Below are 16683 nucleotides of genomic sequence, written 5' to 3'. Positions count from 1 at the left end.
TGGGCCGCGTGCCAAGGTGGCCCGATGACCGACCAGAGCCTCTCCCCGTCCCCCGTCGTCGTGGTCACCGGAGCCAACGGGCTCGTCGGGTCCCGCGTGTGCACCGCCCTGGTCGACCGGGGGCTGCGGGTGCGCGCGGTGGTACGCCGAGCCGGCGCCGCCCCGGCCGGACCGGGCGTCGAGGAGCGGGTCGGCGAGTTCCACGACCCGTCCTTCGCCGCCTCGGTCGTCGCCGGCGCCGACGCCGTGGTGACCACGGTCCACCCGATGGGCTCCGACCGCGCCGCCCAGCACCGGATCGGCGTCGAGGGCACGCCCGTGATCGCGCGCGCGGCCCGCGATGCCGGCGTCGCGCGCCTGGTCCACGTCTCCACCGCCGCGGTCTACGACCGCTCCCCGGGCGCGGGCGACGTCGACGAGTCCGCGACCCTGGTCGGTGATGACGGCGGCGACTACCCGGTGACCAAGCGCGACACCGACGCCGCCCTGGCACGGGTCGACGGCCTCACCCGGATCCTGGTCCGGCCACCGGCGATCCTCGGCGCCGGCGACAGCTCGGTCTGGAACACCCTGCGCCCGGCCGCGATGCGCGACGACGAGGAAGCACGCCGTGCCGCACCGGACCAGAGCTTCCCCTGGGTGCACGTCGACGACCTCGTGACGCTTATCGCCGACCTCGCAGCCGGCCGGGTGGGCGTCGCCGAGGACCCCGCCAGCGGGCCGGTCGAGGGCGGCTGCACCGCCGTCAACGTCGCCGCCGACCCCGCGCGGCTGCGGGACTACTACGAGACCGTCACCGGCGCCCTGGGCGTCGAGCCGGTGTGGCAGGACACCCCCGCCTGGACCGGCCGGCTCCTGTCCGAGCGGGCGCGGAAGTGGGGCTGGAGCCCCAAGGTCGACCTCGACGGGGCGCTGGCCGAGATCGCCGAGGGGCTGCACGCGTCCCGCTGACCGTGCGGCGGCTCAGGACCGGTCCCGCACCCGCACCAGCCCGCCGAGCGTGCCGACGTACGCCGCGCCGCCGGCGCCGAGCGTGACCTGTCCGTACGACGGGTCCCGCAGCCAGCCCAGCCCGGCGCGGACCCTGAAGGCGGTCCGGCCGGAACGCACGTCGATCGCGGTGAGGTACCACGCGTCCGCGCCCCACCGGCTGTGCGGCTTCGTCCAGGTGTAGAGCAGCCCGGTGGCCAGCGACAGCGCGGGCTGCACGGAGGGCGCCACCTCCGCCGACGTCCACCGCACCGAGCACTCCCCGCCGACGACGTCGACCCGCGCCAGCCCACCGTCGGTCGTGCGGCCCAGCACGGTGGCCAGCGGCCCGGCGTACCCGTGGGAGTTCGAGACCACCACGCCCGACCCGACCGGGACCAGCACGCCCTGCGTCGCCCCCGCGTCGTCGCCGAAGACCGCCTGCCGGCACACCAGGTCGCCGGTGGCCGCGCGATAGACCTCGACGTGCATCTGCGGGTCCGCGTTGTCGGTGATGGCGACCAGGCCGCCCGGCAGGACCACCGGGGTGGTGCCGCTGCCCTGGCTCGGCTGGCCGGACCTGCGCCGGCTGCCCCGGTCGTAGGCCGCCCGCCAGGCCACCCGCGGCGGACCGTCCCGCCGCGCGCCGGCGGTGAGCCGGTACAGCGCGTGGGTGGTGACCACGAAGGCGCCGGAGCGGTCGACCGCGAGCGGTTCGGCGACCTCCTCCGCCAGGTCCACGGTGCGCGCCGGGCCGGTCGGGCCGGCGACGACCCCGACCCGGCCGGCCGCGGTGGCGAACCACAGCACGCCCGCCGGACCGGGCTCGACGCTGGTCACGCAGTCCGACGCGGGCACCACCCGCCGCAGGTCGTGGCTCGCCACCGTCGTCAGGTCGGCGTGCCCGTCGGCGTCGGCGGTGTCGACGACCAGCAGCCGGCGGTCCGCGGTCGCGACCACTGCCCGGCCGTGGTCGTCGAGCGCGACGCCCGACCCGGCGCAGCCGTCGGCCGCCGGCAGCTCCTTGGTCGCCGCGACGTGCAGCGAGTCCGGGTCGACCACCCGCAGCGACCGGCCTCCGGGGCCGGCGCAGACGCCGACCAGCCGCCGCCGGGCGTCGACGGCGAGCGAGGCGCACTGCTGCAGCCCGAACCATGCGGTGTCGACGGTCGGCGACTCGCCCACCGGGCCCCGCACCGGGGTCGTGGGGTCGGGGCGCGAACGACCGCCGCCGTCCAGCGGCCGCGGCGTGAACGGCCGCCCGGCGTACCCGCCCGTCACCAGCGCGCCCGGCCCCGGCGGGATCGGCAGCCAGCCGTCCGGCACCACCAGCACCAGGCCGGTGAGCAGCAGCACCGCACCGACGGCGTACGCCGTGGCCCGCCGGCCGGGCCGCAGCCACGCCCGCACGCGACGGGACGCGAGCGCGGCCAGCCCGAGCAGCAGCACCCACGGGCCCAGGGCGAGCCAGAGGAGCCCCACGCCCCCCAGGACGAGCGTGCGCTGGAACCTCACGCGTCACAGGCTAGAGGGGACGCGTGCCCCCGGACGCGCCCCCGCGCGGTCCCGCGCTCACGATCCGGTCACCCCTCGACCTGGGCCGGGAGGTACGGCGTGCGCCCGGCCAGCCGGGTGACCACGATGCCGGTGACCGTCATCGTCAGCGCGATGCCGGCCAGCACCACGAGCTGGAACTGCGCGGCCTGCGCCGGGCTGGCCCCGCCGAACAGGGCGCCGACGAACGCGCCGGGCAGCGTCACCACCCCGGTGGACTTGGTCTGGTCCAGCGTGGGCAGCAGCGACTCGCGCACCGCCTCGCGCCCGATCTCCTCGTGCGCCTGGGCCGGGGTGGCACCCAGCGCCAACCACGCCTCGAGCTCGCCGACTTTGGCCCGGGTGCCGCGCAGGAAGTTGCGCCCGGCCAGCGTCGCGGCGGTCATCGAGTTGCCGATGACGATCCCGCCGACCGCCACCAGGTAGCGCACCTGCAGGTCGACCAGGTGCAGGGCGAACACGACGACCAGCGTGAGCAGCGCGCCCGACAGCACCCCGAGCGCCGCCGTACGTCGGCCGTGGCGGAGCTCCGCGAGCCGCCCCATCGCGGTCCACGAGGCGGTGGTGAGCATCAGCGCGACGAACGCGACGACCGTCCACGGCACGTCGAGGATGCCGCGCAGCAGCAGCGCGATCACGGTCAGCTGCACCACCGCGCGGAGGATCGCCCACAGCGGGAACAGCCCCAGCCCGACCCCGTCCCAGCGCAGCAGCAGCAGCGTCAGGCCGGTGAGCACCAGCAGGCCGGCCACGAACTGCGCATAGCCGGACGGATCAGTCACCCGGGCATCATGCCCGACGCGTCACACGTGCCAGACCAGGTTGAGCTCCTCGCGCTGGCCGAACCGTTCGAGGTGCGCCTTGACCACCTGCGCGAACCGCGCGGCGTCGTCGCCCTCGGGCACGGTGACCTCGACCTCGAGGGCGCCGTCGGCCGGTCGCAGGACCAGCACCTGGCCGGTGTGCCAGCGCTGGACCGTGGCGCCGGCCTCGTCGGCGACCGGGCCACGCTCGGACCAGTGGCTGACCAGCTGCCTGGCGTAGCGCTCGGGCCGGTCGGTCGCCATCGTGCCGTTCACCGTCGTCATTGTCGCCTCCCCGTCGTGTGGCTCAGGTGTACCCAGCAGCGCCGAGAACCATCCCCGTCCGGCGCCTCCGGTGAGGGGATTCTGCCCGACGCTGCCGTGGGCGCAAGGGCCGTTCGGACGTCGTTCCGCCCCCGGCCGGGCGCCGACGACCCGCGGCGGCCGTGGCCGCGGCGACGGCGCGGGCGGCATGATGGGCGCCATGGCCGACTCTCGCGCAGGACAGCCCGCCCAGCCCTCGGACCTCGTCGACGTCGCCCACCTGGTGACGGCGTACTACACCGGGGTCCCCGACCCCGACGACGTGGACCAGCAGGTCGCGTTCGGCACCAGCGGGCACCGCGGCTCGTCGCTGCGGACCGCGTTCAACGAGACCCACATCCTCGCCACGACCCAGGCGATCTGCGACTACCGGCGCGAGCAGGGGTACGACGGGCCGCTGTTCCTGGGCCGCGACACCCACGGGCTCTCCGAGCCGGCGTGGGCCACCGCGCTGGAGGTGCTGGCCGCCAACGAGGTGACCGTGCTCGTGGACGCCGCCGACGGCTACACGCCGACCCCGGGGGTGTCCCACGCGATCCTGCGCGCCAACGCCCGGCGGACCACGGGCTCGGGACTGGCCGACGGCATCGTGGTCACGCCCTCGCACAACCCGCCCAGCGACGGGGGCTTCAAGTACAACCCCCCGCACGGCGGACCGGCCGACACCGACGCGACCTCGGCGATCGCGAAGCGGGCCAACGAGCTGATCCGCGAGGGGCTGGCCGGGGTGCAGCGGGTCCCCTTCGCGCGGGCCCGGGCGGCGGCCTCGTCGTACGACTTCCTGGGCACCTATGTCGACGACCTGCCGAACGTCGTCGACCTGGCCGCGGTCCGCGAGGCCGGCGTGCGGATCGGGGCCGACCCGCTGGGCGGCGCGAGCGTGGACTACTGGGGCGCGATCGCCGAGCGGCACGGCCTGGAGCTCACCGTGGTCAACCCGCTGGTCGACCCGACCTGGCGGTTCATGACGCTGGACTGGGACGGCAAGATCCGGATGGACTGCTCCTCCCCCGACGCGATGGCCTCGCTGATCGCCCAGCGCGACGCCTACGACCTCGCCACCGGAAACGACGCCGACGCCGACCGGCACGGCATCGTCACCCCCGACGCCGGGCTGATGAACCCCAACCACTTCCTCGCGGTCGCGATCGGGCACCTCTTCGGCGGGGCCCGGCCGGGCTGGCCGGAGGCCGCGCGGATCGGCAAGACGCTGGTGAGCTCCTCGATGATCGACCGGGTCGCGGAGTCGCTGGGCAAGCCGCTGGTGGAGGTGCCGGTCGGGTTCAAGTGGTTCGTGCCGGGCCTGCTCGACGGCTCGTTCGGCTTCGGCGGCGAGGAGTCGGCCGGCGCGTCGTTCCTGCGCATGGACGGCACCACCTGGACCACCGACAAGGACGGCATCCTGCTGGCGCTGCTGGCCTCGGAGATCCTGGCCCGGACCGGGCAGACCCCCTCCGAGCACTACGCGGCGCTGGTCGAGCGGCACGGCGACCCGGCGTACGCCCGCATCGACGCCCCCGCCGACCGGGAGCAGAAGGCCCGGCTGGCCGCGCTGTCGGCCGAGGACGTCGACGCCACCGAGCTGGCCGGGGAGAAGATCACCGCCAAGCTCACCGAGGCGCCCGGCAACGGCGCGAAGCTCGGCGGGCTGAAGGTCCTCACCGAGTCGGCGTGGTTCGCCGCCCGCCCGTCGGGCACCGAGGACGTCTACAAGATCTACGCCGAGTCCTTCCGCGGCCCCGACCACCTCGCGCAGGTGCAGGCCGAGGCCCGCGAGGTGGTCTCGGCCGCGCTGGGTTGAGCGGCCGCCGGCCCGGCACCCGCGCCGCCGCGGAGAGGCACCGTCCCGGGTCGGGACGGTGCCTCTCGCGGGGCGCGGCCCATGCCGCCGAAGAGGCGCCGGCGCGCCGGCTGGCTCAGACGCGGAACCGGTCGAACACCCGGTACATGAAGTCGGTGCCCTTGCGCAGCGCGTCGACGTAGATCGCCTCGTTGTTGCCGTGCATGGCGACCAGCTGGGCGTTGTCGATGACGTAGGGGTAGACGCCGTAGCCCGGGATGTCGTGCTCGCGCCAGGGGTGCAGGCTGGTGCCCGCCTCGAAGAGGGCGGGGGCGAACACGGCGCCGGGATAGGTCTTGGCCGCCGCCTTCGCGATCGCGTGGTAGAGCGGGGTGTCGATGTCGGCCGGCGGCGTGGCCCAGGACTTGTCGAGCTGGTCGAGGTACTCCGCCTCGGAGCTGCCCTCCGGGGTGGCCAGGGCCACCGTGATGTCCCGGTGGGCGAGCATGGACCGGACCTGCGCCAGGAACGCGCGCGGCTTCTGCCCGCCGGGGATGCCCCGGCAGTTGACCCGCACGTGGGCGGTCGAGGGGATGACGTTCTCCTTGTAGCCGGCGTCCTCGATGACGAAGGCGGCGGTGGTCCGCAACAGCGCCGAGTGCAGCCACGGGTAGTCCGAGCGTGCCACCACCACGCGCGCGGCCCGCTCCAGCGCGGGCCGCGAGTGCGCCTTGAGCATCAGCCTGATGGCCCGGGCGAAGGTCGGGTCGGCGGTGGCCCGGGCGAGCGCCGCGAAGTACTCCCTCGTCACCGGCGTCAGCTGCACGGGCGCCAGCCACCCGGCCAGCTCCTCGATGCCACGGGAGAGCTTCACGATCGCCGCGTCGGGGTTCGGCTTGGAGGAGTGGGTCGCGGTGCCGTTCGCGGTGAGGTCGAGGTTGAAGTAGACCTTGTCCTGACGCGTCACCGTGATCAGCATCGGCGTCGTCTTGTCGTGCTGGGCCAGGAACCAGCCGCCCTCGGTGAGCACCATCCCGGCGTCGAGCTTGTCCCAGTGCTGCTGCGCGAGCCAGCTCGAGCCGTAGCTGCCGGCCTCCTCGTCGCAGTCGGTGAGCACGATGATGTCGCGCTCGAACGTGCCGCCCTCGTCGATGTGGCGCAACAGGCCCGACACCGACGCGGCGTCCATGCCCTTCATGTCCAGCGCCCCACGGCCGAAGATCTGCCCGTTCTCGACGGTGCCGACGAACGGGTCGGTGCGCCACTTGTCCTTCTCGACCGGCACGACGTCGGAGTGGCCGAGCACCAGCACCGGCGCCGCCGAGGTGGTGCCCTTGATCCGGGCGATCAGGTGGACGTTGTCCGGCTGCGGCGTGGGGATCAGCTCCGTGGAGACGCCGGCGGCGTTCCAGACCCCCTGGAGCATCTCGGCGAACGGTCGGGTCTTGCCGCCGTTCCCGAAGTTCTGGGTGTCGTAGGAGATCATCCGCTTGAGCAGGTCCAGCGAGTCCAGGTCCGCCGGATTGACGTCGACCGCCGGTGCGCTGGCGAGAACCCGCGACGGATCGAAGACCCGGCTTCCGGTGAGCCCGACCGCGCCCACCGCGGCCAGGCCACCCCCCAGGAGTGAGCGACGACTGAACAACTGGGTCGGTTGCGACTGCCTCATCTTGTTGCCTTCCCGAGAGAGATGTGGACCCCCACATCACCCCTCGGGGTCGGCACCGGTCAACGAGGCGGCGGCGCTCTTGCGACGAGTGGTGGCTCGGAGGCGACGAACGGGGACGGCCTCCGTGTCGGATGGGCCGACAGCGGGTACGAGGCAGCGTGGAGACGACGCGATGACGACGACCGATGAACCCGCGGCCCGGCGGGGTGAAGCTCCCAGCCCGAGCCAGGCGTTCGGCGTGGCGCTCAATGCCCTGGTCGGGAACGTCGCCACGAGGCTGGAGCGCACGGCAGCGGGCTGGGCCGACAGGCTCGAGTCCGTGGCCGGGTCCGGCGGCGTGGCTCAGCGGGCGGGTGCCGAGGGGGTCAAGGCGCAGCTGCGCGGCAAGAACCCGGCCCGGGCGGTCCTCAAGGGCGTGTGGCAGGAGGGATCGCCCGCGGTGCGGGCGGCGGTCGTCACCGCGGCGGTCGGCGGCGTCGTACTGCTGCTGCTGTCGCCGGCGCTGCTGCTCGTCTACCTGTTGAGCTGGCTCGTGATCGCGGCGGTGCACCGGGCGCAGACGACCCGGCAGCGCCGAGCCGCGGCAACGTGACGCCGCCGGTCAGGCGAGCAGGTCCCGCAGGACGACGGCCTGGTTGTGCTCGGTGTCCCTGGCGCTGTAGACCAGCGTGACCACCGGATGCTCCCGGAGGCGGGAGGCGAGCTGCGCCAGGGCCTCGGACCCCTTCAGCTCGGCGCGATAGCGGTCCGCGAACTCGTCGAACCTCGACGGGTCGTGCCCGAACCAGCGCCGCAGCTCGGTCGACGGGCCGGCGTCCCTGATCCACTCGTCGAGGGTTGCATCGTCCTTGCTGACGCCGCGAGGCCAGAGCCGGTCCACCAGGATCCGGTAGCCGTCGCTTCCTGCCGGGTCGTCGTACACGCGCTTGATGCGTAGGTGATGCCTGCTCCCCACACCTCGAGCGTAGGTCAGCGGCTGTCGTCCGCACCGGCACGACGGCTCCTCGCGCCGTGGGCCGCCTAGCATCGACGAGATGGCACCAGCAGGAAGCACCAAGCGGCTGGCCGTGGCCGGGGCGACCGGGCTGATCGGCTCGCAGGTGGTGCGGCTCGCCTCGGCGGCCGGTCACGAGGTGGTCCCCCTCAGCCGGAGCACCGGCGTCGACCTCACCGATCCGGACGCCGTCGGTGACCGGCTCGTCGGCGTGGACGCCGTCGTCGACGTCACGCGCTCCCCCTCGATGGTCGAGGAGGAGGCGGTCGACTTCTTCACCACGGTGGCGACGACCCTCGCGACGGCGGCCCGGTCGGCCGGGGTGCCGCGCACGGTCGTGCTCTCCATCGTCGGGGTCGAGCAGAGCCAGGACTTCGGGTGGTACGTCGCGACGCTGGCGCACGAACGCGTCACGCGCGAGCACGCGCCGGGGGCGCGGGTGCTGCGCGCCACCCAGTTCCACGAGTTCCCCGGCCAGGTGCTCGACCGGGCCAGGCACGGGCGGCGGGCGCAGGTCATGGCCATGCCCACGCAGCCCGTGGCCTCGGTCGAGGTGGCGCGGCTGCTGGTCGAGATGGCCACCGGCCCGGAGCAGGGCGACCTGGAGCTCGCCGGGCCGCGGCAGGAGGACCTGGTCGATCTCGTGCGCCGGTGGGTGGCGCTGCGCGGCGACGACGTCGAGGTCGAGCCCGTCCCGGCGCCGGCGAGCATCGCCGGCGGGTCGGTGCTGCCCGGCCCTGGCGCCCTCGTCAGGGGCATCGACTGGGAGACCTGGGCGCGAGCAGCGGTGGCGCCCGCCGAGCCAGGCTCTCCGTGAGGGTCAGCGCCGCACCACGAAGGCGAACGTGTACGCCGTGCCCTGCTTGTTGCGTGCGTGCAGGTGCATCACGCCCCGGGCCCGCGAGTAGGCGCCGGTCCCGCCGGTGATGGCGAGCGTCGAGTCGCGGTGGTCGTAGAACGGTCCCTGCACGACGAGCGAGCCGTGGGGCAGCCGGGTCGTCCAGGAGCACTCCCAGGCCTTGCCGACGACCGTGCGGATGCAGGAGCCGTTGTCGTGCCCGATCCGCTTGGTGTCGGCGCGGTTGAAGATCGGGTTGGCGAAGGTGAGCAGGTCGCCCACGCTGTCCCCCTTCCGACCGGTGTCGGTGACCGTGTCCGACACGGCGTGCTCGACGACGGTGATGTGCCGCCCGCCGGTGGCCGCGCTCGCGGCGGTTGCGCCGACCGAGACCGCCCCCGCGGCCACGGTCGCCGCCAGGGTGCCGGCGGCGAGGAGCTTGCTGGTCATGGTGCCCTCCCCACTTCCCGGGGCCCGGGGCGGACGTCTCCCGCCCACCTCCAGTAGAGACCGCGGGCCGGACCGGGAGCCAGCCCCGATCCGGGCGGTTCGGCGCCTGACCCGCCTCACTCGGGTGGGTTCGCCCCCAGGAACCGGATCTCCTCCTTGTCGAGGCGCGCCTGCACCCGGCGCAGCACGATGTCGTCGATGCGCTGCTGGTCGCGCAGCTCGAGGAGCGCCTCGCGCCGCCGGCCGATGAGGGCGAGCAAGAGGCTGCGGTAGTCGTTGTCGTCGTGCTGCACGATCGGGTCGCCGTCCGAGCCTGCCGACGTCAGCAGCCTGCGCTGCTTGCCCAGCTCGTAGCGCACCCGCTCGATCACCCGCTCCTCGCTGCCGAGCTCCTCGGCGGTGCTGTCGAGGGCGTCGATGGCGGCGTCGAGGGAGTGCTCGTCGTGAGCTCCTCGCCCGATCGGGTGCGCGGGGCCGGCGGCGCCGCGACGGCCAGCGACCCCAGCAGTGCCAGCTTCTCCGCGCTCTCCGACCCGGGCTCGGCGTGGTAGACGACCATCACCTGGTCCTCGGCGCCCTCGACGCCCAGCTTGGCCAGGTCGAGCGTGAGGTCGCCGAGCTGCGGGTGGGCCATCCGCGTCGACTTGCTGCCGATGGCCTTCACGTCGTGCCGCGCCCACACCCGCCGGAACTCCTCGCTGGCGAGCGAGAGCTCACCGACCAGCTGCACGACCCGTGGGTCGTCGACGTCGCCGCCCACGCGCCGGCGGAAACCGGCCACCAGGCGGGGCAGCGTCCGCTCCCAGTCGGGGTGGAGCGCCCGCTCGGCGGGGTCGAGGAAGAGTGAGCGGAGCCGGTTCTCGCCCGCACGGAGCGTGGGCGAGAGCGCCGCGGCGAGCGGGTTCACCGCGAGCACGTCGAGGTAGCGGCCCTCGACGAACGCGGGCAGGCCCAACCCCGCCACGAGGCGCGCGATGTCGGGCGGCACCACCTCCGGGCGCGGGCGGGGCCGTCGAGCCCGGGGCCGGGGAGTGCCCAGCTTGAGCAGGTAGTCGGTGGCGGCGGGCTCGAGCTGGAGCACCCGGGCCAGCGCGTCCAGCACCTGCGTGGACGGCCGTCGGTCGCGGCCCTGCTCGAGGCGCAGGTAGTAGTCCGCGCTGATGCCGGCGAGCATCGCCACCTCCTCGCGCCGCAGCCCCGGGACCCGTCGTAGGCCGCCGGCCGGCAGCCCCACGCTCTCCGGCGACACCAGCTCCCGCCTGGCCCGCAGGTAGTCGCCCAGCAGGTTGTCCTCGCTCACCCCTCCACGGTAGCCACGGTCACCCGCGCCTCCCTGGCCCTGTCACTCCCAGGATCGAGGGGACCTTCTCCCGGTCGCCGTCCCCCCGCACGGTGGAGCACGCACACCCACCGAGTGCAGCGAGAGGACAACCCATGACTGTGACGACGAGTGCCGCCGACACCTTCACGATGGCCGAGGACCTGACGGTGACCCGCATGGGGTACGGCGCGATGCAGCTGGCCGGCCCCCACGTCTTCGGGCCGCCCCGCGACCGCGACGCCGCGCTCGCCGTGCTGCGCGAGGCCGTGGACCTCGGCATCACCCACATCGACACCAGCGACTTCTACGGACCGCACGTCGTCAACCAGCTGATCCGCGAGGCGCTGCACCCCTACCCGGGCGGGCTGCACCTCGTCACCAAGGTCGGCGCCGCCAGGGACGCCGCCGGTGGCTGGCCGGCCGCCCTGGGGGCCGACCAGCTGCGCCGAGCCGTGGAGGAGAACCTGGAGAACCTCGGCCTCGACGTGCTCGACCTGGTCAACCTCCGACTCGGGGCCGACGGTGCTCCGGCCGACCTGCAGGTGGCCGAGCCGTTCGAGACGTTGGCGCAGCTGCAGCAGGAGGGGCTGGTCCGGCACCTCGGGCTGAGCAACGTCTCGGCCGCCCAGGTGACGCAGGCGCAGGCGGTCGCGCCGGTCGTCTGCGTGCAGAACCACTACAACGTGGCGCACCGCCACGACGACGCACTGGTCGACTCGCTGGCGGAGCAGGACATCGCCTACGTGCCGTTCTTCCCCCTCGGCGGCTTCACCCCGCTGCAGGCCCGGGAGCTCGACACCGTGGCGGCGGACCTCGGCGCGACGCCGATGGCCGTGGCGCTGGCCTGGCTGCTGCAGCGCTCGCCCAACATCCTGCTGATCCCCGGCACCTCGTCGGTCGCGCACCTGCGCGAGAACGTCGCGGCCGCGGCGCTCACGCTGCCCGCCGAGGCGCTCGCCACGCTCGACGCCATCGGCTGAACCGCCGGAGAGACGTCATACGGACCGAGGTCTCCAGACCACGATCCGTATGACGCCAGCCGGAGCCCCGGAGGGTCAGGCGGCGCGGGGCGCCTCGGCCTGCTGCGCCTTGCGGGCCTGCTGGGTCAGCCGGGCCTGGGCGGCGCGGCGGACCTTGGGCCCCTTGGTGGCCATGCCGTAGAGCAGCTTGAGCTGCGAGGGCAGGTTCTTGGCGTTCGTGGTCGCCAGCCAGCCGTTGGGCAGCGAGAGCCGGACCACCTTGTGCCACGCGCTCGCCACCTGCTTGGGCAGCGGCGCGGCGTGGTAGTTCAGGTCGTACTTCTCGAAGAGCGCCTGGACCTTCGGCGCGATCTCGCCGTACCGGTTGCTCGGCAGGTCCGGGAAGAGGTGGTGCTCGATCTGGTGCGAGAGGTTGCCGCTCATCAGGTGCATCGCCTTGGACCCGGAGATGTTCGCGGAGCCGAGCATCTGCCGGACGTACCACTCCCCGCGGGTCTCGCCCTCGATCGAGCGCTTCTCGAAGGTCTCGACCCCCTCGGGGAAGTGGCCGCACATGATGATCGAGTGGCTCCACAGGTTGCGGACCACGTTGGCGGTGAAGTTCGCGGCCAGCGTGGACAGGAACGACCCGGTGGGCAGCGAGAGCAGCGGGTGGACGACGTAGTCCTTGGTGGCCTGCTTGCGGACCTTGGCGAGGACCTGCTTGAGCCGGCGCTGGAAGTCGGGGTCCTTGGTCTGCTTCTTCTTCATCGCGGCCCCGAGCTCGAGGTCGTAGGCGGCGATGCCGTACTCGAAGAAGCAGGCGTTGATGAAGTTCCACACCGGCTGGAGCAGGTACATCGGCACCCACGGCTGGTCCTCGTCGACGCGCATGATGCCGTAGCCGAGGTCGTTGTCCTTGCCGATCACGTTGGTGTACGTGTGGTGCAGCTGGTTGTGCGAGTGCTGCCACTGCTCGGCCGGGCTCGCCATGTCCCAGTCCCAGGTCGTGGAGTGGATCTTGGGGTCGCGCATCCAGTCCCACTGGCCGTGCAGGATGTTGTGGCCGATCTCCATGTTGTCGAGGATCTTGGCCACGCTCAGGCCGACCGTCCCGAGGATCCACAGCGGCGGCAGGGCGCTGCCGAGCAGCACCGCGCGGCTGCCGAGCTCGAGCCGGCGCTGGACGGCGATCACCCGGCGGATGTACGCCGCGTCACTCTCGCCGCGCGCGTCGAGGATGTCCTGGCGGATCGCGTCGAGCTCGACGCCGATCTGCTCGATGTCCTCGGGGGTCAGGTGGGCGATGGGGCTGACGGGCTTCTTCGAGATGACGGTCATGGTGGGGCCTCTCGTCGGTGGGACAGCGGGCGTCGGTCAGTGGTCGAGGTGGCAGTCGCCGGCGGCGGCGCTGATGCAGGTCTGGATGGCGACGCCGTCGCCCGGGGCGGCGGTGGTGATCTCGCCGTTGCGCAGGTCGCGCACGGCGCCCTCGCGCAGGGGCAGCACGCAGCCGAAGCAGATGCCCATCCGGCACCCGCTCGGCATCAGCACCCCCGCGGACTCCGCGGCGTCGAGGATCGGGGTGGCGCCGTCGGCCTGCACCACCGTCCCGGACCTCGCGAAGGTGAGCGAGCCGCCGCCCGCGCCGTCCGGGTCGGCGGCCAGCGTGACCGCCTTGAACCGCTCGAGGTGCAGCGGCAGCCCGCGGCCAGCGTGGTGCTCCTCGAGCGCGTCGAGCAGGCCCACGGGCCCGCAGGCGTACGTCGTGCGCTCGTCGAGGTCGGGCACGATCTCGTCGAGGTCGGCGACGTCCAGCCGTCCCCGGGTGTCGGTGTGCAGCTCGACCAGGCGCAGCCAGCCGAGCGCGGCGTACCGGCGCAGCTCCTCGCCGAAGATCACCTCCGAGCGCGACAGCGCCGAGTGCAGCAGCACGATGTCGACGCCCTCGGCGACGGGGAGCGGCTCGGCCCGGGAGAACAGGTTGCGCAGCATCCCGATCACCGGCGTGATCCCGGAGCCGGCGGTCACCATCAGCAGCTTGCGCGGCAGCGGGCTCGGCAGCACGAAGTCGCCCTCGGCCTGGCCGAGGTGGACCATCTGTCCCGGGCGCACCCGGTGCACCAGGTGCTGGGAGACGACGCCGCCGGGGATCGCCTTGACGGTGATGCTCAGGCAGCGATCGGAGAGCGGCCCGTGGGTCAGCGAGTAGGTGCGCCACAGCCGCACGCCGTCGACGTCGACGCCGACGCGGAGGTACTGGCCGGGCACGTGGCCGGCCCAGTCCCGGCCCGGCCGGATCAGCAGCGTCGCCGCGTCGGCGGTCTCGCGGCGGACCGCGACGACGCGGCCGCGCAGCGTGGCGCCCGCACGCAGCGGGTGGAAGACGTCGAGCACGTCGTCGATCTCGAGCGGGGTCACGGCCGCCTCGACGAACCGGCGCAGGCCGGCCCTCAGGCCGCGCGGCTGCGCAGCGGCGTCGGGCGGGGTGGTGCCGGACGTCGCTCCGGAGACACGGGGGGTGACTTCGGTGCTCATGGACTCCAGTGTCCTTCATCGGAGGGCGTAAAGTCCTGTCCGAGAGACGTGAAGCCACCGGTGATCTTTGTTCGCACGGAACAGTCAGGAGCCCAGAGTGCCTCGAGCCGTGACGCACCCCACCTCCCCCGCGGGAACTCGGCGCACCGCCGGCCACCGGCTGCAGCTCCCGGCCGCCGCGGTGGCGGAGATGCGCGCCCGGCTCCCGGTCGTCGCGGACGCCACCGTCGCCGCGATCCTCGAGGAGGTCCCCGGCTACGAGGGCGCGCTGACCGGGTCCATGGGCGAGAACATCCGCAACGCGGTGCAGCTCGCGCTGGGCGGCTTCTTGTCGCTGGCCAGCGGCCGCCGCGGCGCGGACCCGCGGACGCCGGCCGCCCCGGCCGTGGAGGGGGCCTACCAGCTCGGCCGCGGCGAGGCCCGCAGCGGCCGCACCACCGAGGCGCTGCTGGCGGCGTACCGGGTGGGCGCCCGGGTGTCCTGGCGGCAGATGTCCACCACGGCGGTGGAGGTCGGCGTGCCGGCCCAGACGCTCGCCGACTTCGCCGAGCTGGTCTTCGCCTACATCGACGAGCTCTCCGCGGCCAGCGTCGCCGGGCACGCCGACGAGCTCGCCACCACCGGGCGGGTCCGCCAGCGGCTGCTCGACCGGGTGACCCGCCAGCTGCTGCAGGGCGCCCCGGCCGAGACCGTCCGGGGCTCCGCGGAGCGGGCGGGCTGGGAGCCACCCACCACGCTCACCGCAGTGCTCGTGCCCGAGGCGCAGCTGCGCCCGGTGCTGGCCGGGCTGTCCACCCGGACCCTCGTCGCCCGCGACCTCACCGAGCTCGAGGACCACGCCGTGCTGCTGGTCCCGGACGCCCACGAGCGTCGCCGGCCGGCGCTGCTGCGCACCCTGCTCGGCCGGGGTGCGGTCGCCGGGCCGGCCCGGCCCTGGCTGGAGGTGCACGGCTCCTTCGAGCGGGTGCTGCGGGCCCGGGCGCTCGACATCCTCGACGACACCGAGACCCACCTCGCCGAGCTGGTGCTCCGCGCGGACCCCGAGGCGCTCGCCGACCTGCGCGCGCAGGCGCTCGCCCCGTTGGCGACGCTGCGGCCGGCGGCGGCCGAGAAGCTCACCGACACGCTGCGCTCTTGGCTGCTCCACCACGGCCGGCGCGAGGACGTCGCGGCCGAGCTGTTCGTCCACCCGCAGACAGTGCGCTACCGGATGGGGCAGCTGCGCGAGCTCTACGGCGACCGGCTCGACGACCCCGCCCAGGTGCTGGCGCTGACGATCGCGCTGGGCGCCGACCGCGCCTGACGGTCTCGCCCGGGCGCCGGGCCGGGCGCTGGGCCCGGCGCCGGGCCGGGCGACGCCGGAGGACCGGACCGCTCAGGCCCGGGCGGCCTTGCTGCCCGTCGGCTGCTCCGCGGTCAGCGCCTTGTCCTCGGGGTGGGAGAGGGTGAGCACGGCGTCCTCGATGAGGTCGTTGTCCTCCACCTCCTTCTCGAGCTCGCGCAGCCGGCGGGCCAGGTCGGGCTCGGCGTCGTCGCCGGTCAGGTCGACGGCGGCCACGACGAACAGCCGGCTGGGCCCGACCCACTCCACGTGCAGGTAGGTCACCCGGTCGATGGCCGGGTGGTCGCACAGCCCGGCCAGCACCCGCCGGCGCATCTCGGGGGACCCCTCCCCGAGCAGGTAGTCCATGTTGCGTCGCATCAGGAACACCGCCACGAACGCCAGCAGCACGCCGATCGCGATCGACCCCACCGCGTCCCACCAGGCCTGGCCGGTGAGCTGGTGCATGCCGATCCCGGCGGCCGCGAAGAGGATGCCGAGCAGCGCGGAGAAGTCCTCGAAGAAGACCGCCCGCAGCGTGGGGTTCGACGTACGCTCCACGAACCGCAGCGGGTGCATGCCCCAGCGCTGCGACGCGCCGTGCACCTGGCGGGAGGCCTGCAGGAACGACGTGCCCTCCAGCACGAACGCGATCGCGAGGATCACGTAGTTCCAGCCGAAGCTCGGCGGCTCCGGCTCCGCGAACAGCGCGTTGACGCCGTGCCAGATCGACACGACCGCACCGGCCGAGAACAGGCCGAAGGCCGCGACCAGCGACCAGACGTAGGTCAGCCGCCCGTAGCCGCGCGGGTGCTTCTCGTCGCGCGGCTTGCGGCCCCGCTTCTCGGCGATCAGCAGGAACACCTCGTTGCCGGTGTCCGCCCAGGAGTGTGCGGCCTCCGCCACCATCGAGGCCGAGCCCGTCAGGAAGCCCGCGAGGGTCTTCGCCACCGCGAGCGCCGCGTTGGCGATCAGCGCGACGATGACCGTCAGCGACGACTCCCCGCCCTTGGTCTGGTCGTCGGGGACGTCGACCGGCACCGGGCCGGCGGCGTCGTCGTTGCTGGTCCGCTGCGTCGTCACCCCAGGGTCCTACCCAGTCCCGCGGGTCCTCACGCCCCGCCCGGGCCGGAACGCCGGCCGGGCCGGATCGCTGGCCGGGC

At 73.9% G+C, this 16683-nt stretch carries 17 protein-coding genes; 6 read left to right on the top strand and 11 right to left on the bottom strand.

All coding sequences use genetic code 11. The features are described 5' to 3' along the window. Positions 1–24 precede the first annotated feature (24 nt). On the top strand, positions 25–951 hold the full coding sequence (locus BJZ21_RS01500) for an NAD-dependent epimerase/dehydratase family protein (RefSeq protein WP_179662142.1): 927 nt from the start codon (positions 25–27) through the stop codon (positions 949–951). Between the two features lie 12 nt (positions 952–963). Here the strand turns inward: BJZ21_RS01500 and BJZ21_RS01495 are convergent, their stop codons facing one another. The 3 genes from BJZ21_RS01495 to BJZ21_RS01485 all read right to left on the bottom strand — a co-directional run bounded on the left by BJZ21_RS01495 (position 964) and on the right by BJZ21_RS01485 (position 3611). Beyond that, a complete protein-coding gene (locus BJZ21_RS01495) occupies positions 964–2484 on the bottom strand; it encodes a hypothetical protein (protein WP_179662141.1) in 1521 nt (506 codons plus the stop codon). A gap of 68 nt (positions 2485–2552) precedes the next feature. Then, positions 2553–3305 carry an ABC transporter permease gene (locus BJZ21_RS01490; protein ID WP_179662140.1) on the bottom strand — a complete coding sequence of 251 codons (753 nt, stop codon included), beginning with the start codon at positions 3303–3305 and terminating at the stop codon, positions 2553–2555. Between the two features lie 21 nt (positions 3306–3326). Further along, complete coding sequence (locus BJZ21_RS01485; RefSeq protein WP_179662139.1) at positions 3327–3611, bottom strand: DUF2218 domain-containing protein; 285 nt, start codon at positions 3609–3611, stop codon at positions 3327–3329. A 199-nt stretch (positions 3612–3810) separates the two neighbouring features. Between BJZ21_RS01485 and pgm the strand changes: the two genes are divergently transcribed. After that, positions 3811–5451: a phosphoglucomutase (alpha-D-glucose-1,6-bisphosphate-dependent) gene (gene pgm, locus BJZ21_RS01480; protein WP_179662138.1), complete on the top strand. Its 1641-nt coding sequence runs from the start codon at positions 3811–3813 to the stop codon at positions 5449–5451. Positions 5452–5566: 115 nt separating this feature from the next. On the opposite strand, the gene BJZ21_RS01475 is transcribed toward pgm, so the two are convergent. Further along, entirely contained in the window at positions 5567–7099 is a 1533-nt protein-coding gene (locus BJZ21_RS01475) for a M20/M25/M40 family metallo-hydrolase (RefSeq protein ID WP_179662137.1), read from the bottom strand. A gap of 238 nt (positions 7100–7337) precedes the next feature. Between BJZ21_RS01475 and BJZ21_RS01470 the strand changes: the two genes are divergently transcribed. Continuing rightward, positions 7338–7691: a hypothetical protein gene (locus BJZ21_RS01470; protein WP_179662136.1), complete on the top strand. Its 354-nt coding sequence runs from the start codon at positions 7338–7340 to the stop codon at positions 7689–7691. A 9-nt stretch (positions 7692–7700) separates the two neighbouring features. Here the strand turns inward: BJZ21_RS01470 and BJZ21_RS01465 are convergent, their stop codons facing one another. Then, positions 7701–8054, bottom strand: a complete 354-nt coding sequence (locus BJZ21_RS01465; RefSeq protein WP_343051897.1) for a DUF488 domain-containing protein — start codon at positions 8052–8054, stop codon at positions 7701–7703. Positions 8055–8133: 79 nt separating this feature from the next. On the opposite strand from BJZ21_RS01465, the gene BJZ21_RS01460 reads away from it, so the two are divergent. Then, positions 8134–8910 (top strand): SDR family oxidoreductase, encoded by a 777-nt coding sequence (locus BJZ21_RS01460; protein WP_179662134.1) that lies wholly within the window; start codon positions 8134–8136, stop codon positions 8908–8910. Between the two features lie 3 nt (positions 8911–8913). On the opposite strand, the gene BJZ21_RS01455 is transcribed toward BJZ21_RS01460, so the two are convergent. From BJZ21_RS01455 to BJZ21_RS01445, 3 genes are all read right to left on the bottom strand, one after another. Then, positions 8914–9381, bottom strand: coding sequence for an allene oxide cyclase family protein (locus BJZ21_RS01455; RefSeq protein WP_179662133.1), 468 nt, complete (start codon positions 9379–9381; stop codon positions 8914–8916). Positions 9382–9497: 116 nt separating this feature from the next. Beyond that, positions 9498–9752 (bottom strand): hypothetical protein, encoded by a 255-nt coding sequence (locus tag BJZ21_RS01450; RefSeq protein ID WP_179662132.1) that lies wholly within the window; start codon positions 9750–9752, stop codon positions 9498–9500. Further along, positions 9749–10681, bottom strand: coding sequence for an MmyB family transcriptional regulator (locus BJZ21_RS01445; RefSeq protein ID WP_179662131.1), 933 nt, complete (start codon positions 10679–10681; stop codon positions 9749–9751). Before BJZ21_RS01445 ends, BJZ21_RS01450 begins: the two co-directional genes overlap by 4 nt. Positions 10682–10815: 134 nt before the next feature. Between BJZ21_RS01445 and BJZ21_RS01440 the strand changes: the two genes are divergently transcribed. Beyond that, positions 10816–11682, top strand: a complete 867-nt coding sequence (locus tag BJZ21_RS01440) for an oxidoreductase (RefSeq protein WP_179662130.1) — start codon at positions 10816–10818, stop codon at positions 11680–11682. Between the two features lie 75 nt (positions 11683–11757). Here the strand turns inward: BJZ21_RS01440 and BJZ21_RS01435 are convergent, their stop codons facing one another. Further along, the gene (locus BJZ21_RS01435) at positions 11758–13002 is read right to left on the bottom strand and encodes a fatty acid desaturase family protein (RefSeq protein ID WP_179662129.1); all 1245 of its coding nucleotides are present in this window, start codon (positions 13000–13002) and stop codon (positions 11758–11760) included. A 36-nt stretch (positions 13003–13038) separates the two neighbouring features. Next, entirely contained in the window at positions 13039–14199 is a 1161-nt protein-coding gene (locus BJZ21_RS01430; RefSeq protein WP_179662128.1) for a ferredoxin reductase, read from the bottom strand. Positions 14200–14308: 109 nt separating this feature from the next. On the opposite strand from BJZ21_RS01430, the gene BJZ21_RS01425 reads away from it, so the two are divergent. After that, positions 14309–15502 carry a PucR family transcriptional regulator gene (locus BJZ21_RS01425; protein WP_343051896.1) on the top strand — a complete coding sequence of 398 codons (1194 nt, stop codon included), beginning with the start codon at positions 14309–14311 and terminating at the stop codon, positions 15500–15502. A 72-nt stretch (positions 15503–15574) separates the two neighbouring features. On the opposite strand, the gene BJZ21_RS01420 is transcribed toward BJZ21_RS01425, so the two are convergent. Next, positions 15575–16603, bottom strand: coding sequence for a cation diffusion facilitator family transporter (locus tag BJZ21_RS01420; protein WP_343051895.1), 1029 nt, complete (start codon positions 16601–16603; stop codon positions 15575–15577). Positions 16604–16683: the final 80 nt, after the last annotated feature.

Source organism: Nocardioides panaciterrulae (genome assembly GCF_013409645.1).
Taxonomy (GTDB): domain Bacteria; phylum Actinomycetota; class Actinomycetes; order Propionibacteriales; family Nocardioidaceae; genus Nocardioides; species Nocardioides panaciterrulae.
The sequence above is the reverse complement of the archived record's forward strand: the minus strand, read 5'-3'. Positions and strand labels throughout refer to the sequence as shown.